Origin of the sequence: Nostoc sp., assembly GCF_036919675.1 — a bacterium.
Classification (GTDB): domain Bacteria; phylum Cyanobacteriota; class Cyanobacteriia; order Cyanobacteriales; family Nostocaceae; genus Nostoc.
On record NZ_JBALCP010000016.1, the window covers coordinates 35,262 to 60,473 of the forward strand.

The window sequence follows — 25,212 nt, forward strand, 5'->3', positions numbered from 1 at the left end:
CATCATATCACCAGCGATCGCTAATAAAGAGATGCCAACACCTTATCTGCTGCTGCCCGGAATGCAGTTGCTGCACCAGCACTCATATCGCGTGGCGCACAGATGCGATTTCTCACATAGGCGAGTGTGATCGCTCCAACCGCAGACACAATCGGATCGGCATTGTCTTTGCCGCCCACGCGCCCCCACGGTAATGCTGCACCATTCGCATTGATGAGATAGTCAGCCAGCAATCTGAGGTGAAAATCAACCGCTTCTTTAACGGCTGTTGTGTCGTCATTGACCGCTAATGCTTGCACCCCGGAGTTTTTCAGGATGTCTCCTAAAGCAACTTCTCGGTTATCAGTCAACCTCTCAGCCGCTTCTGCCCGAAATTGGATTTCTTGGCTAACTGCTGGGTCAGGGGCTAAGGGATTGCCGATTGGTGTCACGCCCCATCTGCGACGCAAGAGTAAATTGTTGGTCGTATCATCCGATTTGACGCGGTGATAGGCGGGACGCTGTTTGAGTGCTTCAAACCAAGCGTTGATGCGAGGATACCGGGGATTTCCCTTGAGTTGATATCCCCGATAAACGGGTAAATTAGCTGCCAATCGGTCTAAATGGGGGCTATAAGTAATATCTACGACGCTAAAGGTTGACAAAAAGTAGGGGCCAGGATACTTTCCGAGAAGTTGCTCCAGTTCGTCTAATTTTGCTTCAAAAGCTGCCTTTAAACTTGCTAATTCATGAGGATCTTCAGGGGCTTGTCTGAGGAATTTGTAGGCGATTTGTACACCATTGGTTTCAGCATCCTCAAGCCACTGCCTAGCAACGGCGTTTTCCTGTGGGTCTTCAGGAAGCAAGGTAGGCCCAAATCGTTCTTCTAATGCTAACAGAATGTCTTTGGACTCATAGACTAACTTTCCCTCAATTTTGGCAGCCGGGACAAGGGTTGTCGGAACTAGGTCGGTATACCATTTAGGTTTGTTAGTCAAGTCGATAAACTCTGTCGCAAAGGGAATTTCTTTTTCTTCGAGAGCAAACCAAACCCGTTCGCAAAATGGACACCAAGAGTTAGTATCCCGGTAGAGCAGTACTGGTGGTTCTGTCTCTGGAGGCAGTTTATGAAGACTGCTAGGGATGGGAGCGGTAGAAGGGGACTGTCCTGGTCTACGCACCCGTCGAGCAGGGGTATTTTTTTGAGCAATTTCTAACAGTTGTTCCCAATTAGATACTGTGTCTTGAATTGACATATTTCACCTGAGTTTAAGTTAACTTTTGTAGGTTAGGCATTATCCCAACGATATAAGATAGAAAGATTTTAACCATTACAAGGATGTATAATTTAGAGGCTCCGATTGTCAGTAAAACCCTTGAGTGACTATTTGCATTGATTAATCGCATTAGTGAAGCTTCCATCCCATAAAGGTTTCACGTTAACTTTCGTTGGGATGACGCCTGCACGATAAAATGTGTCGGCTACATCTTGCCGGGAAGCGATCGCTTGTGGGTAAATCGGCAGCACTTGTGATCGCCGCTGTTTTAACCCCTCTTTGGCCTCTTTGAGGACAAGGGTTTCATCAACTCCGATTGCTTTTGCATAATTCTTTGACCACGCGTCTATATGCGATGCTTGCCAATCTTGCGATTTTTGGATGCGGCAGAGGAAGTCTGCGATCGCACTCGGCGCTGCGACAATCGTAAAATTGCCTGAGAGAATATTTTTCGCTGATTTGAGTACTTTGGCTCCGTCTTTCTGGGCTTGCTGGATTGCGTAACCGTAGGTAGCCCAGGCATCTAAATCACCTCTGGTGAAGGCAGAGAGTCCGTCTGGAATAGTTAGCGCCACGGCATTAACATCTTTGAGCGTCAATCCTTCTTGTGCCAACATCTTAATCAGGAAGTAATGATCTGTAGTCGCTTTGACATAGCCGATTTTCTTACCTTTGAGGTCAGCAAACTTTTTATAGATAGCAGCCCTCAAGCTAGAGACTGGTATGTTTATAGCTTTTAAACTGAGAAAAACCTGAATTATCAAACTCTAATTATTAACTCCGGTAAATCTGTAAATTTGCCGGAGTTAATAGTGATTATCACATGAAAATAGTTTGAAAGCAAGATTTAAACTGCGTCCACCTTGAAAACTGTAGTTCTTTCGGTATGAAAAGAAAAAACCCTTATCCCCCAGCCCCTTCTCCCAAATTTGGGAGAAGGGGAGCCGGAAATAAGCCATGCAGCATTGATGCCTAAGCAAATAGCTAAAATGGCTGAAACGATCGCGATCGCCAAGCCGAGAAAATCGACAAATGGGGCTTGTGGTAATGTTAAAGTGGCTGCCCCACTTACAGGGTATTATTGAGATAAATTTTATACAGTTGTATTAGCAATTCCATTCAAAATCTAGGGTTTTCGGTAGTGAAAGTTCTGTAACAGTTCGCTTATATCATTTGGCTACATGAGATAATTTCCTCTTAATTATTCGACATAGAGAAAATTAGCTCAATATTCCTATGCAGCAAGTATCAAGCGATATTGTGGAGTTACCAATTCATATCAGTGCTAAAACAGTTGCTCGACGTTTAAGTGTCACAGTTATGTGCCTCACCTTAGCAGGGATTCTAAGTGGCTATTTCTGGCTCTCGAAGTTTCCCCTCCCAGCTTCCAAATGGTTTTACGAACTATTTAGCCTAGATGGAGAATTTAATATTCCTGCCTGGTATTCTTCATTCACTCTATTATTTTGTTCGGGATTACTTAAAGTAATTACCGCTATGAAGACGAAAGACCGCTATTTTGTTTACTGGAAAACTCTATCTTTGATATTTTTATATTTGAGTTTGGATGAAGCATTTAGTTTTCACGAGATTTTGATCATTCCGTCAGTGCGAGAATCGCTTCATCTCAATCCTGTATTTTTTGAAACCTGGGTTATCCCTGGTATTGTTTTAGTGGGAGTTTTTGCATTTAAATATCTAAAATTTTTGCTCCATCTCCCTTACAAGACTCGGTATTTATTTCTGATTGCCGCAATTGTTTATGTGGGTGGAGGCTTAGGTATGGAAATGGTGGGTGGAGTTTTGAGAATAGATTTTGGGCGACGTACCATAATAGCGTTAACTGGCATAATTGTTGAAGAGTCTTTGGAAATGGTCGGAATTGTGATTTTTATTTATGCGCTACTAGCTTACCTTAGTAGCTTGAGAGAAAGCATTCAACTGAAAATCTATGTATCTGAAAAGTAATATCAAGTCCAGATAATCATATGATGTCCGGCAAATTAACCAATCATGGCTACTTAGCTTCTAGCAAAGTCCAGAAGTAGCCATCTGGCGCAACAAAAGAGAAACTCATCTAGCCAAACTGATTACTAATGATGTCTGTAACTTTTTGTGCAGTACTTGCTTTGATACGATCGCAAAAGAATTGTCAGCCAACTGTAGGATTTTCTTTTACTGTATCAATATTCTCTTTGATATCAACATAAATAGGAGATACTGTCGTTATGGGGTAAAGCTGTGGTTGCTTATGATTGCCTGTTTGCTTTCTGATATCAGTAGATTCAGCAAGTAAAAAGGCATATTGCTTACTCAAAAGGCTTGATTGCTTTCTAATTTCGGTAGATTCAGCAAGTAAAAATGCATACTGCTTACCCAAAAGGCTTGATTGCTTTCTGATTTCGGTAGATTCAGCAAGCAAAAAGGCATATTGGCTTCTCAATTTACCTGTTTAGTGTTTAAAGATAAAAATTGGATTGCTCAATAGTCATTAATCATGGGGTATTGAGCACTTGTACTGAGCGACTTGTGCCGAGCGGAGCCGAGGTAAGCCGTTGGCGCAGCCTCTCGTAGAGAAGTATTAGTTATTCTCCCCTGCTCCTCTGCCCCCTGCCCCTCTGGCACTAGTTAATTACCTTCTAGCAAAGTCCAGAAGTAGCCATCTGGTGCAACAAAGGAGAAACTCGTCTCGCCAAACTCATTACTAATGATGTCTGTAACTTTTTGTACAGTACTTGCTTTAATGCGATCATAATACTCTTGTATTCCCTTAACTCGATAGGTATATAAAGACATACCCAAGCTACCTGGTTGGGCTGCCTCAAAGCACGATTCTAAATTAATATCTTCTGGGAATCGAATGATGTAAAGCCTACCACTGCGTGCAGCCATCAGGTCAGACTTAGAAGAACGGGGATCATCAAAGGTAGTGACAATAAACTTTTCACCAGGGTTAAGGTCAAAAATTTCTCGACCTGCTGGCGAAGATTCATAACTAGTTTCGACACCATCACGCACACGCAGCAAACCCAAAACTTCTTCATAAAACTTTAGGGTTTCTTTGCTGTCATCCTGAACGATGATTCCCATATGGGTAAACTGACTAGCCTTGAGAGCAGCATTATGGTTAACTTGTCCGTAATCTGGCAGTGTATAGCCAAACCGTTGAAATAAAACCTGTCGAGCTAAGGGTTGCAGTAGCAGCATTTCTCGCACACCAACTGCTGGCTCAATAAAAGGACGGCTTTTCCTCTCTTTGTTGTAGATGACTTCCCAATAAGGGTTAGTGTGCCTAATAGACAAACCTGCGGCTTTTGCATCCTCTATATGATTTAAGATAGTTAAAACATCCGCCGTTAAACTTGTTGCCCAGCGATTTCCTTTAATTTTCATCGACGCTGTTCCCAAACCTTGATGCGTGGGGTTTTGCCAAACCATCAGCCGAATCAAACCATGATCTGAATTTTGATGGCAGAGGCGGATTGAGCGTAAAGATGAATTCACCCCATATAATTGATTGGCTACATCTGCGGTTAATTCACCCACTTGACCAATGCGATAGCCAAATTGCTCCCAATACTGAATTGCAGAAATTGGCTCTGGGATGCCGATACAGACTTCATAGATCCCTTCAATTGCAGTTTGTTGTTCTTGAGTCATAATCAGTGCTGAGTTAGGAGTTATTAGTTTTCCTCGTACCCATGCTCTGCATAGGAACGAGAGAAAAGCAAGGATTCGAGTATTCAAAACGACTTTTTACAGCAGTTTTTATTTAAGTAAGTCGCCTCATTGCGTCTCTGCCACTAGTTAAGAGGCTCCAGCTCTCATTAGGTATTCCCAGTCAGAGACTCTTGACGAGACAATTTCTAAAAGCTGATTCTAGACTGGCTTTTATCTTAAGTTGACACGTATGAGCATTGCTGTGCCTATAGGGCGTGGTCTATTTACCTGAAAATAGCTGTAAAAATTTATAAAATTTATGTAAAGCTTAAGTATTATTAAGCTACCAAGTTCTCTAAAGTAAGCTATAAGTTTAAATTATCTATTTGACAAAGCATTTCTGTAATATAAAAGTGTTTTTTTTACCAAAAAATTTGATATTGAAATCTAACTTAACGACAATACCACCTTAAGCTGAAAAGTATCGCAAAATTTACCAAAAAATCAGTAGTTTTGAAAAAATATTTGATTAAAGGTTACAAGCAGATTTCAATGTATTATAAATTGCATTTATTTAAGATTTTGAAGATTTGGTAAAGAAGTTTACATAACCTTTCGCTCATGATAATTAAATAATTACAGCTGGGTTAAAAAAAATTTGGAGAAAAAAACAAAATATTTGACCTAATTACTTACCGTTTGGGTAATCCATTCAGGCATTTTCAGGAAATAAATTGTCTAATTTTGTAAAGTAGGTGTCTCGTTCGCCCGTAACCAAAGCCGGGTTTTTCGACCCAGCCCACAATAAATAGTTAGATATTTTTTTATTTGGAAATCCGTAACCAAATCAATAATTAATGTTTTGTAAATAGGATTACCCAAATAGCAAGTAATCTACATTGAACTGATGAATAGTTCTTTGATTGAGGCTGAACTTACGTATTCGTGAGAAATTCAGGAGAAATAACATGGCATTTATTTTCGGCACTACAAGTCCTGACAATCTCTTTGGGACTTCGGGAAATGACACGATAGTTGGTTGGGCTATTGGTGGTAATGCCAATAGTACCTCCGGTAACGACACCTTGAATGGTGCAGATGGTAACGATTCCCTCGCTGGTGGGACAGGAAACGACAGTCTAATCGGTGGAAATGGCAATGACACACTTGATGGAGGCACAGGAAACGATACTTTAATCGGTAGTGCAGGAAACGACACCTTCAAAGGCAGTCTGGGTAACGACAGCATTAATGGTGGAGATGGCTTTGATACCGCAGACTACAGTCAACTAGGTCAAACTATTACCTTGTTAGGTGTTGGAACCATTCAAAAAGCTGGTGGATTAGGGCAAGACCAACTCTTTAAAGTAGAAAAGGTTATTGCTAATGCTAATGTTGCCAACAACACCATAGATGCATCTCAATCTTTGCCTGGGGTATTTATCACCGTTAACCTGCAAACCCAAAGTTTGGCTGCCAATAACGTTCCTGGTTTGGGAAGATTGCCATTTACTGTAGTCAACTTTGATAATGTCATCGGCACAAATGCAAATGACATCATTGTTGGCGACAATCAAAATAACCGATTATCCAGTAATAATGGCAATGACACACTTGATGGCGGCACAGGTACTGACACCTTGAATGGGGGAGCAGGCAACGACACTTACATTGTTGACACTGCTACTGACATCATTACTGAGGCTGCTAATTCAGGCACAGATATCGTCCGGTCTTCTGTCACCTACACACTAGGCGCCAATATAGAGAATCTGAGGCTGACGGAAAGTAGCGACATCAGCGGGACAGGTAACAGTCTTAACAACCTCCTTTTTGGTAATACTTCTAACAACACTTTGAATGGTGGAGGAGGCGATGACACTCTAGATGGTAATAATGGCAATGATATCCTCAATGGTGGTGACGGCAATGATAGTCTACAGGGCGGGCCAGGCAATGACATACTCAATGGAGGGTCTGGAAACGACATCCTCATCGGTGTTTTCCCTGGTAGTCCGCTTCCACCTGGATTAGGGGAAACTGATAACTTGACTGGCGGGCCTGGGGCAGACAGATTTATCTTGGGGGATGCTGTAAATGCTTTCTACGACGATAACAATACTGCGAATCCTGGTTTTGGGGACTTGGCTACTATTACTGACTTCGACCCTAGCCAAGATCGAATTGAACTCAATGGACTTCCACAGGACTACCGTCTGCAAGTTGTTGGAAGCAACACACGAATATTCTTAGACAAACCGGGAGCAGAGCAAGATGAAATCATAGGTATTGTGCAGGGGGTAGTGGGTCTCACACTTAGTAGTAACAACTTCACTTTTTTATGAGCGGGAAAATGCTGGAGAAGGTACAAACAACACACTCGGCAACGCTGAAGCGTTGGGTTCCTTATCATCATGCTCAGACGTTAATCTTTCAGCCCAGTTAGTAACACTTCAACCGGGGGGCAATAACGATTTCGACTTTTTTACATTTTCTTTAGCAAATCCGGGAACTGTCACTATCAGTACGGTGACATCCGGAGATACAGTTCTCGGTCTGTTTAACAGTGCTGGAACTTTATTACAAAGTAACGATGATAATGGCGTTCCTCGTGACTTGGAGTCATTAATCACCGCTTCACTGAGTGCAGGTACGTACTCCATTTCAGTGAGTAAATTTGCTTTCTTGCCTGAAAATGGCGGAACTTTCTCTGGTAGAACCTCTAACCCAGATTTTACTTATACGCTAGGAGTCAGTTTGGCATAAGAACGTTGTCAACTTAAGAAAGTCCTGACATCAGAAGGCAGATTCAAGGATACTTTTCCTCTTGGTAAGGGGGAACACGTTGCCGTGTTCCCCTTTACCCAACAAGAGATTATTTAGCAAGTCAATACTTCTCGGTTAAAGGGAAAAGGGTAACGGGAAAGGGAGAAGAAAAAACCTTTAACCCTTACCCTTTAACCTTTTCCCAAAACCCGATTCCGAGTTAAAAGTGCTTAACCGAGAAGTATTGTTTAGCAAGTCAGTACCCATTGCTCATTTCATCCGGTAATTTCTAAAGCTTTTTCCCTGATTAACAAGATTTAGCCACAAAATCATCTGACTATTTTATGAAGAAAATAATGAATAGCACTAAATCATTCAACCAAGTTAGACGTAGATTTGCTGATAATTTGGTTCTCAAAGGGTGCTTTTTAGTTGCCAAAACACTGTTATTTACAATAGTGATGTTAAATAATGGCACTAGTGTAGTAAATGCTGCACCTCAAGCCTTGCGTTCTGATATTAAGATTCGCAAGATTATGTCTACGTTATCGACGATCTCTCCTTCTGTTCGGATTGCAAAAGATCCACGAAACAATACCCTCTATTACTTAAAAAGAAATGGTGAGATTTATCAAGTTAATTTAGCCTTATCTACTAGTACACTTGTGTACAACTCTAGTAATCATAAGGTAGGTGAAACTCAAGGTATGGCTATTGGTCCTGACGGGACAATTTATTTAGTTGGCAATGCAGACCTTGTGAATGACCAGACCAAAGCAATTATTGTTAAAGGCGTAATTAACTCAGGTACAGGAGTTCGCATCTGGTCTGTTTTGGCTACGAGTGCAGGCTATCCCAAAAGCAAAACAGCCTATGACCATCGCTTCAACGGCGTGGTTGTTAGCCCAGATGGTAAGTTTATCTATGTGAATAGCGGTTCTCGTACCGATCATGGTGAGGTTCAGTCTGCTGGTGGTCTATATCCCAATACTCGCGAAGTAGGATTAACCGCCTGTATACTCCGCCTTCCTAGTAATGGCCAAAATCTCTTTCTTGCAAACAATCGAGCAACCTTAAAGACATCTGGCTATATTTTTGCAGAAGGAACACGCAATACTTTCGATATGGCCTTTGCGTCTAATGGAGATTTGTTTGGCACCGAAAATGGTCCCGATCGCGACATGTCAGAAGAATTAAATTGGCTACGTCTAGGTCATCATTACGGCTTTCCCTGGCGTATAGGCGGGACAGACAATCCCCAACAATTCCCGAATTATAATCCTCTCAAAGACCTTTTGCTAAATCCTAAATTTGGCGCAGTTACAAAAGGCTACTATTATAACGATCCAAGCTTTCCGGCTCGGCCTAACATCACCCTGACTGAACCAATTCGTAATTTGGGACCGGACGCAGACAGTTTCCGCGATCCTATAGATGGCAAAGTCAAAGACGCTAATGTTCTTGGGCAAACTTTTAGCACTTTTACAGCACACCGTTCTCCTTTGGGGTTAATTTTTGAAACACAAGGAGCAATGAGTCCGGAATTCAACAGAAATGGATTCGTATTGGGTTGGACACCAGGCGACCCCACTGGCGAAACACTAGCAGGCCCTTTTAAAGATCCCAGCCAAGATCTGTTGGATTTGAAATTGATTAAAGTAGGAACTACCAACTATCAACTTCAAGCCAAGCGCATTGTCCAAGGCTTTAGCAATCCCATTGATACTGAGATTATCGGCAATAAGATTTATGTTCTGGAATACGGTGGGATTCAAGGAATTTGGGAAATCTCTATGCCCACTAAGAGTGTTCCAAAAAATAAATGATCCAAAATCCGTCATTGCGTAGGCGGAGCCTTCCCGTAGGGTACGAAACGTAGTGTAGCAAAGCAATCTCAAAGTCTTTGCGATTGCTTCATTACGCTTTGCTCCATTCGCAATGACAATTGGGCATTTTTTTATTTGGAGTACTCTAAGTAAATCTCAATTTAGTTTATATTGTTCAAAGTTTTGGTTGATATAGCCAGAATGCGTAGGCGTAGACCGTCGTAGACATCGCATCCCAAATGTGCAAAATGCCCCTCAGACTGGAAATCGCTGGCTCACAATAGAAAATCCTATTCCTGTTAGAGAGCATTCGCCTTTGGAGGAAAACTTTTCGATTTACTGAAATTATGCAGAAATTGGAGCTCAGATGTAGTTAGATCGCGCCATTGACCCAATTGTAGGTCATCTAATTGTAGGTGGCCTATGCTGATCCTGACCAGTCGCAAAGTCGGAAACCCTACAGCCGCAGTCATGCGCCGTACTTGGCGGTTTTTTCCCTCTGTCAAAGTCATTTCCAGCCAAGCTGTCGGTACATTTTTGCGAAATCTAATCGCCGGGGTGCGTTCAGGTAGCTCTGGCTCTTCTGGTAAGAGCCTAACTTCTGCCGATTGAGTGCGGTAATCTTGAATTTCCACACCTGTTTGCAACCTTTTTATTGCATCTGCATCTGGAATTCGCTCTACTTGTACCCAGTAAGTACGTTTATGACCAAAACGCGGATGGGCGAGGCGATGTTGCAATTGCCCATCGTTCGTTAACAGCAGTAACCCTTCACTATCCCAGTCTAAGCGTCCTACAGGATATACATCAGGTACATCAATATAATCTTTCAGGGTGCTATGTGTGGGAGCATCTTTTGTAAACTGGCTGAGAACGCCATAGGGTTTGTAAAAAATAATATATCGGTAATGATTTGTCATTGGGCATTGGGCATTGGGCATTGGGCATTGGGCATTGGGCAGTAAGAAAAGCTTAAAGGCTTGTGTCACCTCGTTAAGAGTCTCTGGATTCCATTTATCTGGCATCTCTTGATAATTCATAATTCATAATTTGTAAGCCGTATTTTTTGATGTAAACGACAAAAAACGATATCGTCAGAAATTGTGGGTTGAAATTTGCTTAAGATACGCACCCAATACTTCGACGCCGCTCAGTACAAGTGCCCTATGACTAACTACTTTCGCTCCAATGTTAATGCAATGGCTAGCTACATTCCCGGTGAGCAGCCCCAACGCGGTACACAGATCATTAAACTCAACAGTAACGAGAACCCCTATCCTCCTTCTCCTGCGGCACTAGCTGTGCTAAAAAATATCGATGGCGAGTGGCTGCGCCGGTATCCAGAACCTTTCGGTGGGGAGTTCGGGCAAGCTGCAAGCAAAGTTTTAGGAGTTCCTAGTGATTGGATCATTGTCGGAAATGGCAGTGACGAATTGTTGAGTGTGATAATTCGAGCCTGTGCAGAACCTGGCAAGAAAGTAGTTTATCCGATGCCAACTTATGTCCTATATCGCACATTAACAGAAATGCAAGCTGCGGAAATTATTGAGATTCCCTACAGCGAGGACTACAATTTACCTTTAAAAGAACTGGTTGCTGTCGATGGTTCTGTGACATTCATTGCGTCGCCTAATAGTCCATCGGGGCATGTAGTGGCAACAAATGATCTACGAAAATTAGCCAGCCAGTTATCTGGCGTTTTAGTGATTGACGAAGCATATGTAGATTTTACCGAAGAGAATGCATTGGCTTTAGTAAAGGAATACGAAAACGTCATCGTAATTCGCACACTTTCTAAAGGGTACTCATTGGCGGGATTGCGGCTGGGCTTTGGGGTGGCGAATCCCAAACTGTTGCAGGGGTTGTTTAAGGTGAAGGATAGCTATAACATTGATGCGATCGCTTGTGCAATTGGCTCTGCTGCCATCACCGATCAAGCTTATAAAAATGCTTGTGTCGCAAAGATTAAAACATCAAGGAATCAGCTAGCAACAGACTTAAAACAGTTAGGTTTTCATATTTGGGATTCTCAAGCTAACTTTTTGCTGGTAAAGCCAAGAGAAGAAAATGCAGAATATCTCTATCAAAAACTGAAGGACCGGGGAATTTTAATCCGCTACTTCAAGCAGCCTGGACTAGATGATAAATTACGTATTACTGTTGGCACCGATGAACAAAATCAGGCTTTAGTGGAGGCGTTACTTTATTTGTTAGAGACTGGGAATAAAGGAGATGGGGAGGAGAGAATCTAAAATCCAATACCATTCAGTTAAAGCCAAAAACCAAAACCAGTGTAGGTTGGGTTGAGGGACGAAACCCAACATTTTCGGGACTATATAAGGAACAAATCGCAAAGGGCGCATTCGCGTAGCGTCTCGTAGAGAAGGACACAAAGAAAGAAAAAAAGAAAGAAAGAAAATTTGGCGCAGCCTCACAAAGAAATTGTATGAGAACAAGAGGATCTAAAACCGCGGCTACGCCTTGAATTTTGACTTCTCTGCTTCTGATAAGTTGCTTGTTGCAAGAAGTTTTTCATTAATTCATAGCGAATTAAATTTGGTAATACCCTGCAATGCCAATGCATCGGCTTGCATTGTTAACGCGTCGGCCGCATTGTTAATTCATCGGCTTACATTTTTAATTTGTTGGCTTGCATTGTTAATGCATCGGCTTGCATTGTTAATGTATCCCGATACAATGCCAATGCATTCCAAACAAATGTTAATGTGTTCCCCTACATTCAAAACGCTACGCTTCTACGCAAAACTGTATTAAGCCCAGTTGCTTACTACAACAATCTTGAACTTACTTTCACCAGACAAATCGTAGTCTAAAGAGCCGTAGTGTTGCAAAGCCCAGTCTTGCAAATCTTGAATTGCACGGGCAAAGATATCATCCGGGATGTGCCAGGTATTGCCATAAACCTTGTTTCTATAATATTCAAGCAATTTACCTACAGTCAGTTCAGATTGCCATTTGGCTGCAACCACTGTTTCCAAATTTGCTCCTTGTTCGCGCAACTCACCTAAAACCTCTTCTTGTGTTGCACCATAGCCAGGTAAAGGGTAATCATAGCTAGCAATAATATCTTGCCAACGTTGCTGAAAATCGAACCTACCCTGATTTACATCTTCATTAACTTTGCTGAAATTCATATTACCGTGAGTGTAGAGGTAAATTCCTCCTGGCTTGAGGACGCGACGAATTTCTGCTAATGCTTGCTTCCAAGCTGAAACCAAGTGAAACACATGAACTGTCAACGCCACATCGAAAGAGTTGTCAGCAAATGGTAGAGAAGTTGCATCTCCCTTGATTGCTGTAAGTTTGTGAGACACACCCTCTAGCTTTTGGTGCAACTCAGCTAGCATTTTTTCAGAGATATCGACACCAGTGTAAGAATAGCCTCTTTTTGCTATCACGCAGATTTATGTGGCAATAATCCGAGGATATTTGAGCCAAAATTACTTTATCGGATCTATTCGTCTATGCCATTTTGGAGGCCAACTAAAACTTCACGCAGCATAAAACAATAATGATTCTTCGTCCTTCACTAGAAACTGGATGAATTGCATATCTATTTTTTGGTCATAGGTTGAGATGCGATAGATATTTAGGGCAATTTCGGTAATGCTAGTCATACTTTTGAAATTCCCACTGGCAATAATGAAACATGGGCTGAAACCACTTTCCATCCTTCGGGAAATCTATACCAAGTCTGGCTTTGTCGCCCGAAACGTTCTACACCATTAATATTGCGGCGAAACTCTAAAGTTACTGTTGCTGCATCTTTGCCAAAGGTTACAACCTTGAGATTTGAGATTTCTCGCTCTATTTTCGGGCTTGGACGAGAGGCGCGAAAGTTACGAATTTCGTCGCTGCCATAGAGGTTTTCTGTGATCCCAAACCGCACCACTTCTGACGCATCCCAAAACAAGCTATCCATCACCTCCAAATTGTTATTACAAAGGGCTTCTTCATACTTGAGGTACAAATCAGTTACTTCAGTTACAGTAGTAGGATCATTTACGGTAGTCATATCGCTTCGCTCTAATTCGTAATTGTTAATTCGTAACACGTAATTGCACCCTGAGCATAAGGGACTTCCAAGAAATAAATTATCCAAATAAACGTAGACACGCAGCGGCTTGCCGCAGGCTACCACAGAGACACAGAGAAGCCAGTGCGCCCTTGCGGTTCCCCGACTTGTACCCCTGCGGGGAAGCAAGCTACGCGCAGCGTCTCCCTTAGGAGAAGCAACTGGCGCGACACAGAGAGAGGAGAAATGAGAGGGTTTTTGCGTCAGCTTTGGGACATTTTTTTATTTGGAAGTCCCTAAATCGATACGCTTGGGTTAAGGCTAAAAATCTGTTATCAAAGTCAATTTTTTTAATGTAGACGCAAAGCGGCTTCCCGCAGGGCCAAGCATTACTGAAACGCTAACCAGGGAGGAGTACAAGGCGATGCCTACGGCGGGCTGCGCCAACGCATTACCAAGATTTTCCTTACTGACTGTTTCTGGTAGAAATGCCTGTCGGGTGGGAATATCGAAGGCGTTGATTATCCCTTGCAGCACACCAAGAAGTGCAATCTGCCAGACGTTAATAGTACCATTCAATGCCAGCCAAGTCAGAGCCAAAGACTGAAGCATCCCCAGAATCTAGGCGATAGTCAGGATGCGATGGCGGTTGGTGCGATCGGCGATAATTCCACCTAGAGGAATCAAAACAAGAGTTGGAAAGGTGATAAAGCTTCCACCACCCGCTACAGCGTTTAACCCGCCTGCAATGAAAGCGGTACTAAACAGAAGTAAACTATGGAAAAGTGTTAAAGATGGCGGCATTATTTACGAATTATAAGTCTGGGAATATCACTTGGAGAATGAGCAATCAAGTCAGCACCATGAGCTTTCAATTCCTCCTCAGTTCCATAGCCATAGGTAACGCCAATTGAAGCAATGTGATGGTGCTTGGCTCCAATGATGTCATGTGAGCGATCGCCTACCATCACCACAGTGGAGGCTAAAAGCTTTTCTGTTAATAAAATATGGTGAATTAAGTCGCCTTTAACGCTTCGACTTCCGTCAAGTTCACTACCATAAACACCATCAAAAAGCAACGGCAAGCCAAAATATTCAATAATCCGCATAGCATAAATGTATGGCTTGGAAGTCGCAACAAAAGTTTTATAACCAGCAAAACGAATGGCTTTTAGGATTTCTGGAATCTGGGGATAAAGGGAGTTTTCAAATAATCCAATGGTGGCAAAGCGACGACGATATAGTGAAATAGCCTGTTCAATTACTGTGCCATCTAAGGTCTTCAGTAACTGCGAAAAGCTGTCTTTCAGTGGTGGACTAATACACCAATGCAATTCGTCAGCATCTGGTACTTTGTAACCGAGTTCAGATAAAGCATACTGAATGCAGCGAGTGATACCAAGCTTGGGATCTGTTAATGTCCCATCTAAATCAAAAAGGACAGCGGAGGAAGGCATATCTTATATAAATTCGTAATTAACAAAGTCAAATTTGTTCTGGATTTACAGGAGAGCATCTGTAGCTTGATTTTGGATAATTGATATTACATAAAATATTCTAAAAGCTCCAATCCCCGCTCTCCAGTCCCCAGCTTGATCACAATTTAATTCCTATTTTTGAGCGATTTAACAAAACCTTCGGCACTAAGTAACGCAATCCCCAATGTGACAATACCAATCCCCACGCTCTGAATCACGTTTAAAGTTTCGCTAATCGTTACCCATGCAATTAGTGCCGTCAATGCTGGACTGCTAGAGCCAATTATGGAGGCGGTAGATGCGCCAACCATCCGAATCCCCACATTGTTTAGAGTGTGTCCAATAAAGCTGACCAGACCCGAAAATATGCTGCCAATCCATAGGGGTGTCCAGTCAAGTTGGGTGCTTTTAGCTGGCCAGAACAGTAAGCTAGCACCGGAGAGCAGTAGAGTGCAGGCAAAACTGATCCAGGTAAAGGGAACTGGATGGAATTTTTCTAAACATTTTTGAGCAATGATGCAATAAAAGGCGTAAACGATCCCAGCACTAACACTAGCGAAAATGCCGATCGCAATGGTATGACTGCTGTAGGTGGCAGAAGATTGGGGAATGGTGAGAGCGCTTCCCACTAGAATAATACCGATCACTAGCCAACGGAACAATGTGGGGCGATCGCCAAAAAACCTCCAGGACAGCAGCGCTGTAAATACGGGATAGGTGAAGAACAGGGTCAAGGCAATGCCTGTGGGAATCAAGCCAATAGCAATGTAGAGTGAGGCAATATACACAAACATCAGTACCCCACAGCCAAGAGCTTGGATTAGAATATCCCTGCGTTCATGTAGTGCGCCGGAGGCATCGCGATTGAATAAGTCTTTTAATTCTTTAAGAGCAGATGGATATAGCTTGAATGATAGAGATGCCATGAGGGGAACTACAAGCAGCATTCGCATGAACATCAGCAAGAATGAATTCTGCAAATCCGGTTTAACGTATCCACCGAGTAAAAATAAACCGAGTACGAGATGTTCTGAGAACAAAACTCGGACAGTAACGTTGTGAAACGTTAAAACAAAGGAGGATAGTAGAACCGTTAGGATGCCCAACACTATAAAAAGTTTCCCTAGAGACGACCTGATTGTATTGTTAAAACCTAACAAATCAGATAAAGTTTGAGGAAATCAGAGCCGTCGCTTCAAAAACACTGCCAATTGTTCAATCAGAACTTCTATCCCATATAGCGAAACCATCTGCGAGGAAAACCATGTCAAATTTGCCTCGTTCAGCCCTCTGTGCCAGCAAAGGGGAGTGGGGAGCAGGGAGAGAAGGCAGGGGAGTGGAGTTGAAAGACTCATTCACGGAGTTCAAAGACTCGTTTACGAGTATCAAAGACTCATTCACGGAGTTCAAAGACTCGTTTACGAGTATCAAAGACTCATTCACGGAGTTCAAAGACTCATTCACGGAGTTCAAAGACTCGTTTACGAGTATCAAAGACTCATTCACGGAGTTCAAAGACTCGTTCACGAGTATTAAACACTCATCCGCGAGTATTAAAAACTCATCCGCGAGTATCAAAGACTCGTCAGCGAGTATTAAACACTCGTTCACGAGTATCAAAGACTCATCCCCTATTCTCCATGCCCAATGCCCAATACAACTCTTGGAGAGGCTGCGCCAACCAACGGCTTACCTCGACTTCGCTACTTCGACGCCGGCTTCATCGAGCGAAGCCGAGATGCTCAAGTATTACGCAGTCACAGCCTCACGTCGGTTGTACTGAGAAGCGTCTCCCTTGATAGCTTCACTTTGTTTACCATCGATGCCAACTGGAAGGTCACCAACAATTGTGACTCGTTGAACGTGGCGAGGCTGGTCGTCATAATCTGCGATCGCATAATGTTGAGTGGCTCGGTTGTCCCAAAAGGCTACGTCACCAACTTGCCAACGCCAACGGACTGTGTTCTCAGGACGAGTGATGTAGGCTTGTAACAGTCGGAGAATGTCATCTGATTCAGTTGTTGATAAGCCACGGAACTGACGCACAAATCCGCCGATGAATAGCCCCCGCTCCCCAGATTCGGGATGGATGCGTACAACTGGATGCAGAGTCTCGTATACAGTCGAGGTGAAGACAGCCCGGTAAGCCTTGGCATCTTCAGGTAGGTCGAATGCAGTTGCATAGTCGTATTTGTTGCTGTGTACTGCCCAGAGTTGGTCGGCGAGATTACGCAGATGGGTAGGTAAATCTTGGTAGGCAGTTACAGAGTTTGCCCAGATTGTGTCGCCACCAGTCGGGGGAATGTCAAGCGCTCGTAAGATAGAGCCGAGAGGAGGACGGTCTACGAATGTCACATCGGTATGTCAGCTATTGGCGCGGGAAGTGGTACGACCATAATTCAGGTCTAAGACTTCTGGATTTTCTGGCAGCGCTGGTACAGTGGGGTGGGCTGTAGTGACTTCACCGAAACGACGAGCGAAGGCGACCTGTCCAGCAGCATCGAGTTGTTGCTGACCACGGAAAAAGATCACTTTGTGTTTGACTAGAGTCTTGCGAATATCGCTGATGATGTCATCGCTGAGGTTAGAACTCAGATTAACACCGATGATTTCAGCACCGATACGTCCTGCAACTGGTTTGATGTCAAAGTATTGAGAACCCATGTTTTTTATCTCCAAGAAGTTTATGTTTGAGACTAGTCTTTTTAAGGTGGGTGAAAATTTGGATCAAAAAACTCCTCTTTAACCTCTTAACTCTGTGTCGCGCCAGTTGCTTCTCCTAAGGGAGACGCTGCGCGTAGCTTGCTTCCCTGCAGGGGTACAAGTCGGGGAACCGCAAGGGCGCACTGGCTTCTCTGTGCCTCTGTGGTTAAATAAAAGATTTTTTAACCGCAGAGACGCGGAGGGCGCAGAGAGAAAAAAGAGATTTTATAAGTCACCTTGCAAAGACTAATATTTTTATTTAGGTAGTCAGCAGTCATTCAATTTTGGATTTTAGATTTTTCTTTCAATCCAAAATCCAAAATTCAAAATCTAAAATTGAATGATTCCTTTGAACTGCTAAACACCAGGGGTAGATCCGCCATCAACGATAATCTCTGTTCCTGTAATCGATGCAGCAAGATCAGACACCAAAAATAACGCCAGCGCAGCAATTTCTTCTGGCTGGGCGATTCTTTTCAAAGGAATACTTTGGATATTTTGTGCCTTCACTTGTTCGACGGTGATCCCTTGCGCTTGGGCATTCTGCTGGGCTAAAGTCTCGGCACGCTCAGTAGCTGTAGCACCGGGCGATATGGCATTAATACGAATCTTGTACTCGGCTAATTCTTTAGAAATGCCCTTTGTGAAGTTGAGCAGAGCTGCATTACTTGTGCCACCAGCTAGGAAGTTAGGACGAGGTGTCCGTCCTGCACCACCAACTATATTGACAATCCGGCCATCACCCCGACTTTTTTGATGGGGGACGACGGCTCTAACTAGGCGGATGTAGCCCAATAATTTTAAGTTCCAAGCATCCAAAAATAAATCATCAGTCGATTCCAGGAAAGACCCAGCACGGGCTGACCCAGCATTATTAATCAAGATATCAATCTGACCAAACTGGGCCAATGTTGTTGCAACAACTTTCTCAACATCCTCTGCTTTAGTCAGGTCGGCACTGATAGCAATTACTTTCGCCCCTAGTGTGGGTAGAGACTGGATGTCAGCTACTGCATTTTCTAGTCTTTCTTGATTGCGGGCTGCGTAGGCGTAGCCCGTCGTAGACATCGCTACATTCACACCCTCACTATAGAGTGCTTTGGCGGTGGCTAAACCAATTCCGGCACTTCCTCCGGTGACGATCGCTGTTTTACCTGATAGTTTTAGTTCTAAACTCATACACAGTTACGCTCAAAAATGTAATTTACTTGCGAACCCAATAATATTGCCGATTGAGAGCCTGTATTGTGGATATCCAAGATGACTTGGCTTTCCCCTGATGTACAACCCAGAAGTATTTTGATTTCTGTATCCCGTTTTTCCAAGTCAACACTACAGATGACGGCGGTGACTTTTTTACCAGACAAACTACCTATCCAGACATCAATATCAGCTCCATCTCCAGAGCGAGTATTTTCCAAGTATCCATAGTTCAGTGGATAAACTAAGGATGGATAATGTGGATGTGATGTCCCTTTTGGGCGATCTATCTTGAGATTACTAGCGGCTACAAGCTGATCTAGTTTGAACCAGAAGTCAGCATAATTCGTAATACTCAATTGGAAATGTGCAACACAGCTTTGCCAGGAAAACGCCTGTCGAGTAGTTGTTGCGCTACATCAGCTATTTGTGTCCAAGAAGCTTCTAAATCAATGTGAGGACGCAACTGACCTGCTTCTACTAGACTCAAAAGCCGTTTTAGACCGACTGCGGCTGATTCAAATCTCAGTTCATCGAACAGACGTAAACCATACAGGCTTACACTACCAGTCCCAAAGAATTGGGCAGCGTTAAATGTCACTTCTGCTCCCCCAGACACTCCATACAACACAGTTTTTCCATCCTGTGCCAGTAAGCTAAGGGCTACTCCCAAAGTCTTACCACCCACTGACTCTATAATTAGATGATAGGGACCATACTCGCTTGCGGGTGAGAGGTCTTCGCTAATCACCACCGATTGTGCCCCTGCTTCCTTGACCAGAGTCTCATAGCCAGCTTGCCGAATGTGTGCCACGACGTGCGCCCCTGACAGCCGCGCCAATTGGATAGCAAAGTAACCAACACCTCCTGATGCACCTGTAACCAGAACTGGGCGACCTAACAGCGAACCGCCTTTAAGCACAGCATGATAAGCGGTTAAACCTGCTACAGGCAGTGTGGCAGCTTGAGCAAAGGATACCGATGGTGGCAGTTCTGCTAAGGCGTTGGTGGCAACAGACACGAGTTCTGCCCAAGCACCGGCATGGCGAAAGCCAACTACACGCGCCCCTTGGGGAGGCCCTGAACCATCCGCAGCGGGGGTTTCCACTACACCTGCCAAGTCCCAACCAGGCTGCCAACCAGCCTCAGCAGAAGTTGAACGTTTCACCTCTCCCCGATTCAGGGAAATTGCTGCTACCCGCACTAAAGCTTCATCTGGAGCAGGCTTTGGTGCAGTCACTTCACTCAGTGCCAAACGCCCCGGCACATTGGGATCAACAATCACAGCACGTATTTTGCTCATAAGGTTGCCCTGGCTTAGAGATTAATTTCTAGTTCGTTGGTTCGCAATGTACTGCTTGCAATAGATAAGCTCGATAGATTAACTATTTCTTCTTAACTGCAAATCCTGTAACTAGGTTAACAAAATTTTATAAACTACGGTAACTCAATAAATTTATAGTATTTTATAGAATGTAAAAAGAAATCTATCACAGACAGCCAAAAGAATCAAGCACCTTGCAAAAAGATTTGTTTCATGAATGCTTGTATCTATTGGTGTGTTGTAAGCTAGTCGCTGTCAAGCTCCTACCTAACTACGAGAAGTCGCCCTTTAGGCGTCTATGGATTCTGGTGTGAAGTATGAGAGAATTTAAAATTAATAAATTTTATCTGTTTTATCCGATAAAGCTCAAGCGTTATTTATGGATAAATATTTTAGCCATCGCTGTATTATTAGCTATCATTATGCTAGTAAAATCCGTTATTAAATATCCTATTTTCAACATCTACAATTAGCGCTCTGGCAGGATAATTTTTTGACGGTAATACTAATTTTAAGCAGTTGAAAAAATCCGCTAATTTGGGTTTGGGAATAGTAAACTCTCTTGATGGAGAAATGATTAGATTTGATGGCAAGTTTTACCAGGTAAAAGCTGATGGAGTTGCCACAATTCCAAAATGCTAAAGTAGAAGTTGATCATCTATCAAAAGTTGAGATAAATTTGGCCGTTTTGGGCAAATTTGACCAAGCTGATTTGGGAGATGGCAAACCTACTAAAATCAACAGAGTTGAACGGTAACTAAATATTTTTGGATTAAAGCTATGTCACTACCAGAAACTATTGCAAAAGAAAAGGATACCCGTCCCCCAGTGGCGATTGGTCATGTGAGATTATATGTGAGTAATGTACCGGAGGCTAGCGATTTTTTTATCAAGATAGGGCTGCGGCTAATCACCCAATCAGAACAATTAGCTGTTTTAGAATTACGAGGAGGAACGCACTTAGTTTTGAGAACAACTTCAGAGGCGATCGCTCCTGGAATGAATGCGCCTTTTGATCTGATGGTAGATGATGTTTCCGTCACCAGAGATACTTTTAGGAAGTGGGGACTGACTGTTTCTGAGATCGAACCAGGCAGAATCCACAGTTCATTTACCTTGACCGGGCCAGACGGCTATTTATTGACGTTGACTTCTTCACATACAGGTGATAGAAAAGTTTAACAAAAAAGAAGAAAGGTGTCATCTGTCAGAATTGAGAATGAATTGGAGTCAGACTTAGATGTAGGTGCTTAATCAGTAGCGATAGCACCTTAGCGACGCAACCCAATTACCCGCTCTAAGTCTGCTCCTGTAAAAGTTGCTCCGGTCACATTAGCATTGTAGGACTTACGCAAAAAACCTCTCAAACTCTCATTCCCCCGTGTTGCGCCAGTTGCTTCTCCTAAGGGAGACGCTGCGCGAACAAGTCGGGGAACCGCAAGGGCGCACTGGCTTCTCTGTGTCTCTGTAGTAGCCTGCGGCAAGCCCCTTTGCGTCTACGTTCTTTCATGACCCGTGCGTAAGTCCTGCATTGGTCAAATTTGCATCTTCTAGTTCAGCTTTTGTAAAAAAGGCTTTTACGTTAAGTTGACACCAATGGGCAATGCCGTGTCCTACCTTGTATCTGTGTTCATCTGTGGTTAATTATTTTTTCTGCACTTTACCCATGCGGGAACGGCTATAAGTTTGAAATACCAATGCATTAGTACCTTCCTAAAAGGTCATAGCTCTCAGAGGGTTTTACATTTTTAACACCAGGTTTGCACAACATGACCCTTGAGTTGTTGTCCTAACCAAGGTGTATTTTGTGAAAGTGTATAAAGACTTTTCCGTTCGACTTTCCAGGTTTGCTGGGGATCAAATAAAGTAAGTTCCGCTGGTTGATGAGGTACGATCGCACTGACTTTTTGCCCCAAGCACTCAGCTGGACTGCTACTCAATGCCCGCCATAATTCTAAAGCTGTAAATTCCTCAGTTTCAACGAGATACTGCCACAGCAAAGATAATGCTAACTCGAAACCAATTGCCCCTGGAGGTGCTTCGGCAAAGGCTTGGACTTTTTCTTCGTAGCTGTAGGGTGTATGGTCAATAGCGATCGCATCTATCACACCCGCACGCACCCCTGCACGCAACGCCGCAACATCACTGGGATTACCTAAAGGCGGGTCTAAATGCAAGCTGGTGTTATAACTCTTAACTGCTTTTGTATCAAGTAAAAGGTGCATCCAGGTGGTGCTGGCGGTGATGGGTAAACCAGCAGCCTTGGCTGAGGCGATTAATTCCACGCTGCGAGATGTAGAGACACGCATTATATGGACTGGTGTACCGATGGCTGCAACTAATTCTAACAAAGCTGCGATCGCAGTAGTTTCAGCGCTGGCGGGTATTGGGGGTAAACCGAAACGGAGAGCATCTGGCCCTTCTCTGATTACACCATTTGCTGCTAATTGGCGATCGCTAGGCCAAAATGCTACTCGTTTACCCAACGGCTGGACATACTCTAACACTCCCCGCAGTAGCGCCAAATTTTCTAAGGGCTTACCATCGCTAAAACCAACAACTCCAGCAGACGCTAAATCTGCCAATTCCGTCATTTGCTTCCCAGCAATATTTAGGGTGATAGCACCCCAGATATGAAGCAAGGGGAGAGGAGAAACAGGGGTAGCAGGGGGAGCCAAATTAATTTTCTCCTTCTCCCTGATCTTTCCATGTCTCTTTTGCTGCAACTGTGCCACAAGCGCAGGGTTATCAATGACTGGGGATGTATCGGGTAAAATGCTAACTCTGGTAAAGCCACCAGCCGCAGCAGCTTGTAAAAGAGACAACAGGGTTTCCCGTTCTTCAAACCCTGGTTCACCAGAGTGGCTGTACAAATCCACTAACCCAGGCCCGAGAACTAATCCCTGACAATCTCTAATTTGAGTATCAGAATTGATTTCAGAAATATGCGAAGCCACTGCTTGGATATAACCATCAGCAATCAACACATCAAAGAGTTCGTCGATTTCAGAAACTGGGTCGATTACCCGTACTTGTTGCAGCAGTTCAGTCATAAAAGTTTTTAGTTATGAGTTATATAGCGGTTCTCGTTTATATGCAATACACTCTAACCTCACTTCCATTCCTCTCCCCTTTTAGGCTACGGTGTACACACAAGTCGGAAAATCTCATCCACATTGGCTTGAATCTGGTGGGGTGCGTTATGGACATTAGTCCTAACACACCGAATATCTGGGATGGTGCCCTACCCTCAGCAATAACACACCCTATAAAACTAGGATTTTAAGGCTTTCAATCTTACTCCCCAACGCTACAAGGGTTGAGGCTGTTCTTATTAGGTCTGTATTGGACTTAACCCAGAAGCGCTATAAGTTATTTGTTCCTCAGTAATTGCTTCTAACTTTATTCCTCACTCCTGTACAGACGCGATTAATCGCGTCTCTCCTAACTCTTCACTCACCACTTTTTTACAATGCCCCAGCTGCTGTTTTATCTAGTACTCCTCCACCCAAGTGAGTAGTGATGTTCATCGCTTGCAGTACTGGTAAACCATCTATTCCACAAGGGTAGTCGATAACACTGACTGCGCCATTACCCTGGCGAAAATTCCAGAAATTTTCCAGCGATAAACCCAGAATGTGACAAAGCAAGGTTTTGTTAGTAGCGTCATGAGCTACTACTAATACAGTTTTGAGTTGATTAGTTAATGCTGCTTGCACAATTGATTCCCAAGCTGCAACACTGCGTTCCCACACCTCTTGCAAATTTTCCCCTTCAGGCATTTGCACTTGGGCCGGCACTAACCGCCAGCGTTGCAACTCTCCCGGAAACTCTTGCTCTATCTCTGCTTCTAATTTTCCTTCCCAGAGTCCGTGGCTGATTTCTCTTAAATCATCTTGCAATTCTAACTTTAGATTAGGATGGTGTTTTAAAATAATCTCTGCTGTTTCTTTAGGGCGCAGCATTGAGCTACTTACAGCAAAATCAATCGCTACCTCTTGGAGAAATGCGCCTGCTTTTTGCGACTGTTGTCTACCGTTGTCGTTGAGGGGGACATCAATTTGTCCTTGAAACCTGGTTTGGCGATTCCAGTCGGTTTCGCCGTGACGCACCAATAACAACCTTACTCCTTGATGATCCGGTCGCAATGAGGGTAGACTTTCCCCAGTATGTTGCGTCTGATTTAGGGATTCTAGCTGGACTGGTTCTCCCAATCCCCCAGAAAAATTTAGTACGGTGATGCCACAGTTAGATTGCTGTATTGAATGGTAGCGACTTGCAGGGATGGATAGCGCTGTGCTAATCAGGGCGCGATTAATGCCGTTATGCCCCACTATGAGAATAGTTTCGCCTTGATGGTGGGACGACAAAATTTCTTGCCAAAACTGCCGTGCTTGTTCGTATAAAGCAAGAACAGGAAAATGTTCTCTTGTTCCTTGTGCATCATTCAGCAGCATCCGCAATTCGTCGGGGCGTTGATGCCAAGTGCGGTAGTCTTCGGCAAACTTTTGCTTGACTTCGGCTGTCAGCAGTGCTTCCCATAAAGGCAAGTCGATTTCCAGCAGTAAATCAGAAACTTGGAGTACAGCAGACTGTTGACGATGAGTAGCTAACTCACTATGAATAATATCTGCTGTGTGTTTCGCTCGTTGCAGCGGACTACTGTAAATCGCATTAAATAAAATATTACTGAGGGCTTTGCCAACTTTACTGGCATCGTTACGACCTTTTTCGGTTAATGTTGACGCATCAGTGCGCCCCTGAATACGCCGTTCGGTGTTATAACCGCTTTGACCGTGGCGCACAATGATGACACGAGTCATCTCAAAGCCCTCCTCTATCTAGACGATTAATTCTACTGCAAAATGATAGTGTCTAGCCAACGTCGAAATTCATAGCGTAGTTTTTGTACTCTTTCTGTAGTTTGCTCAGTCGATACTAAAGTTTTTTTTCCGATTTAATT

At 43.4% G+C, this 25,212-nt stretch carries 26 protein-coding genes and 1 pseudogene; 8 read left to right on the forward strand and 19 right to left on the reverse strand.

Translation table 11 applies throughout. From position 1 onward, the window contains the following. Nucleotides 1–20 precede the first annotated feature (20 nt). Together V7K49_RS01240 and V7K49_RS01245 are read right to left on the reverse strand one after the other, a co-directional pair. Complete coding sequence (locus V7K49_RS01240; protein ID WP_334872836.1) at nucleotides 21–1,235, reverse strand: glutathione S-transferase family protein; 1,215 nt, start codon at nucleotides 1,233–1,235, stop codon at nucleotides 21–23. A 128-nt stretch (nucleotides 1,236–1,363) separates the two neighbouring features. Beyond that, nucleotides 1,364–1,966: an ABC transporter substrate-binding protein gene (locus V7K49_RS01245; RefSeq protein WP_335204201.1), complete on the reverse strand. Its 603-nt coding sequence runs from the start codon at nucleotides 1,964–1,966 to the stop codon at nucleotides 1,364–1,366. Between the two features lie 526 nt (nucleotides 1,967–2,492). Here V7K49_RS01245 and V7K49_RS01250 point away from each other — a divergent pair. Next, the gene (locus tag V7K49_RS01250) at nucleotides 2,493–3,224 is read left to right on the forward strand and encodes a hypothetical protein (protein WP_334872841.1); all 732 of its coding nucleotides are present in this window, start codon (nucleotides 2,493–2,495) and stop codon (nucleotides 3,222–3,224) included. 184 nt (nucleotides 3,225–3,408) lie between these two features. Here the strand turns inward: V7K49_RS01250 and V7K49_RS01255 are convergent, their stop codons facing one another. Then, nucleotides 3,409–3,699, reverse strand: a complete 291-nt coding sequence (locus V7K49_RS01255; RefSeq protein ID WP_335204202.1) for a hypothetical protein — start codon at nucleotides 3,697–3,699, stop codon at nucleotides 3,409–3,411. 185 nt (nucleotides 3,700–3,884) lie between these two features. Next, nucleotides 3,885–4,916 (reverse strand): VOC family protein, encoded by a 1,032-nt coding sequence (locus tag V7K49_RS01260; RefSeq protein WP_334869587.1) that lies wholly within the window; start codon nucleotides 4,914–4,916, stop codon nucleotides 3,885–3,887. Between the two features lie 968 nt (nucleotides 4,917–5,884). Here V7K49_RS01260 and V7K49_RS01265 point away from each other — a divergent pair. From V7K49_RS01265 to V7K49_RS01275, 3 genes are all read left to right on the forward strand, one after another. Further along, a complete protein-coding gene (locus tag V7K49_RS01265) occupies nucleotides 5,885–7,261 on the forward strand; it encodes a calcium-binding protein (protein WP_335204203.1) in 1,377 nt (458 codons plus the stop codon). A gap of 52 nt (nucleotides 7,262–7,313) precedes the next feature. Next, on the forward strand, nucleotides 7,314–7,682 hold the full coding sequence (locus V7K49_RS01270; protein ID WP_334869591.1) for a PPC domain-containing protein: 369 nt from the start codon (nucleotides 7,314–7,316) through the stop codon (nucleotides 7,680–7,682). Between the two features lie 356 nt (nucleotides 7,683–8,038). Next, nucleotides 8,039–9,508 (forward strand): PQQ-dependent sugar dehydrogenase, encoded by a 1,470-nt coding sequence (locus V7K49_RS01275; protein ID WP_335204205.1) that lies wholly within the window; start codon nucleotides 8,039–8,041, stop codon nucleotides 9,506–9,508. A gap of 299 nt (nucleotides 9,509–9,807) precedes the next feature. Here the strand turns inward: V7K49_RS01275 and V7K49_RS01280 are convergent, their stop codons facing one another. After that, a complete protein-coding gene (locus tag V7K49_RS01280; RefSeq protein ID WP_335204221.1) occupies nucleotides 9,808–10,428 on the reverse strand; it encodes a pseudouridine synthase in 621 nt (206 codons plus the stop codon). Nucleotides 10,429–10,674: 246 nt separating this feature from the next. On the opposite strand from V7K49_RS01280, the gene hisC reads away from it, so the two are divergent. Further along, complete coding sequence (gene hisC / locus V7K49_RS01285) at nucleotides 10,675–11,760, forward strand: histidinol-phosphate transaminase (RefSeq protein WP_335204207.1); 1,086 nt, start codon at nucleotides 10,675–10,677, stop codon at nucleotides 11,758–11,760. A 519-nt stretch (nucleotides 11,761–12,279) separates the two neighbouring features. Here the strand turns inward: hisC and V7K49_RS01290 are convergent. From V7K49_RS01290 to V7K49_RS01340, 11 genes and pseudogenes are all read right to left on the reverse strand, one after another. Continuing rightward, nucleotides 12,280–12,927 (reverse strand): class I SAM-dependent methyltransferase, encoded by a 648-nt coding sequence (locus V7K49_RS01290; protein WP_335204208.1) that lies wholly within the window; start codon nucleotides 12,925–12,927, stop codon nucleotides 12,280–12,282. A 93-nt stretch (nucleotides 12,928–13,020) separates the two neighbouring features. Further along, complete coding sequence (locus V7K49_RS01295) at nucleotides 13,021–13,146, reverse strand: hypothetical protein (protein WP_334869601.1); 126 nt, start codon at nucleotides 13,144–13,146, stop codon at nucleotides 13,021–13,023. Next, nucleotides 13,143–13,544: an oxalurate catabolism protein HpxZ gene (gene hpxZ / locus V7K49_RS01300; protein WP_335204209.1), complete on the reverse strand. Its 402-nt coding sequence runs from the start codon at nucleotides 13,542–13,544 to the stop codon at nucleotides 13,143–13,145. The genes V7K49_RS01295 and hpxZ overlap by 4 nt, the downstream gene beginning before the upstream one ends. A gap of 321 nt (nucleotides 13,545–13,865) precedes the next feature. After that, nucleotides 13,866–14,156, reverse strand: a complete 291-nt coding sequence (locus V7K49_RS01305; RefSeq protein WP_335204210.1) for a hypothetical protein — start codon at nucleotides 14,154–14,156, stop codon at nucleotides 13,866–13,868. A gap of 9 nt (nucleotides 14,157–14,165) precedes the next feature. Next, nucleotides 14,166–14,348 (reverse strand): hypothetical protein, encoded by a 183-nt coding sequence (locus tag V7K49_RS01310; protein WP_335204211.1) that lies wholly within the window; start codon nucleotides 14,346–14,348, stop codon nucleotides 14,166–14,168. Beyond that, nucleotides 14,348–15,001, reverse strand: a complete 654-nt coding sequence (locus tag V7K49_RS01315) for an HAD family hydrolase (protein ID WP_335204212.1) — start codon at nucleotides 14,999–15,001, stop codon at nucleotides 14,348–14,350. The genes V7K49_RS01310 and V7K49_RS01315 overlap by 1 nt, the downstream gene beginning before the upstream one ends. A gap of 146 nt (nucleotides 15,002–15,147) precedes the next feature. Then, a complete protein-coding gene (locus V7K49_RS01320; protein ID WP_335204213.1) occupies nucleotides 15,148–16,131 on the reverse strand; it encodes a DMT family transporter in 984 nt (327 codons plus the stop codon). Between the two features lie 640 nt (nucleotides 16,132–16,771). Continuing rightward, nucleotides 16,772–17,686 (reverse strand): annotated as a pseudogene (locus tag V7K49_RS01325) (TauD/TfdA dioxygenase family protein). Nucleotides 17,687–18,082: 396 nt separating this feature from the next. Continuing rightward, nucleotides 18,083–18,904 carry an SDR family oxidoreductase gene (locus V7K49_RS01330; protein WP_335204214.1) on the reverse strand — a complete coding sequence of 274 codons (822 nt, stop codon included), beginning with the start codon at nucleotides 18,902–18,904 and terminating at the stop codon, nucleotides 18,083–18,085. Next, nucleotides 18,901–19,284 (reverse strand): hypothetical protein, encoded by a 384-nt coding sequence (locus tag V7K49_RS01335; protein WP_334869615.1) that lies wholly within the window; start codon nucleotides 19,282–19,284, stop codon nucleotides 18,901–18,903. The genes V7K49_RS01330 and V7K49_RS01335 overlap by 4 nt, the downstream gene beginning before the upstream one ends. After that, nucleotides 19,281–20,228: a zinc-binding dehydrogenase gene (locus V7K49_RS01340; protein ID WP_334869617.1), complete on the reverse strand. Its 948-nt coding sequence runs from the start codon at nucleotides 20,226–20,228 to the stop codon at nucleotides 19,281–19,283. The genes V7K49_RS01335 and V7K49_RS01340 overlap by 4 nt, the downstream gene beginning before the upstream one ends. Nucleotides 20,229–20,792: 564 nt before the next feature. On the opposite strand from V7K49_RS01340, the gene V7K49_RS01345 reads away from it, so the two are divergent. The 3 genes from V7K49_RS01345 to V7K49_RS01355 are packed head-to-tail and all read left to right on the forward strand — an operon-like array spanning nucleotide 20,793 to nucleotide 21,431. Beyond that, nucleotides 20,793–20,891, forward strand: a complete 99-nt coding sequence (locus tag V7K49_RS01345) for an acetolactate decarboxylase (protein WP_335204222.1) — start codon at nucleotides 20,793–20,795, stop codon at nucleotides 20,889–20,891. Further along, nucleotides 20,863–21,006, forward strand: coding sequence for a hypothetical protein (locus V7K49_RS01350; RefSeq protein WP_335204215.1), 144 nt, complete (start codon nucleotides 20,863–20,865; stop codon nucleotides 21,004–21,006). Before V7K49_RS01345 ends, V7K49_RS01350 begins: the two co-directional genes overlap by 29 nt. Before the next feature lie 23 nt (nucleotides 21,007–21,029). Further along, a complete protein-coding gene (locus tag V7K49_RS01355; protein WP_335204216.1) occupies nucleotides 21,030–21,431 on the forward strand; it encodes a VOC family protein in 402 nt (133 codons plus the stop codon). Nucleotides 21,432–21,520: 89 nt separating this feature from the next. On the opposite strand, the gene V7K49_RS01360 is transcribed toward V7K49_RS01355, so the two are convergent. From V7K49_RS01360 to V7K49_RS01370, 3 genes are all read right to left on the reverse strand, one after another. Beyond that, a complete protein-coding gene (locus V7K49_RS01360; RefSeq protein WP_334869624.1) occupies nucleotides 21,521–21,733 on the reverse strand; it encodes a hypothetical protein in 213 nt (70 codons plus the stop codon). Nucleotides 21,734–21,997: 264 nt separating this feature from the next. After that, on the reverse strand, nucleotides 21,998–23,302 hold the full coding sequence (locus V7K49_RS01365; RefSeq protein WP_334869626.1) for a dihydroorotase: 1,305 nt from the start codon (nucleotides 23,300–23,302) through the stop codon (nucleotides 21,998–22,000). Nucleotides 23,303–23,716: 414 nt separating this feature from the next. Then, nucleotides 23,717–25,072 (reverse strand): histidine phosphatase family protein, encoded by a 1,356-nt coding sequence (locus tag V7K49_RS01370; protein WP_335204218.1) that lies wholly within the window; start codon nucleotides 25,070–25,072, stop codon nucleotides 23,717–23,719. Nucleotides 25,073–25,212 lie beyond the last annotated feature (140 nt).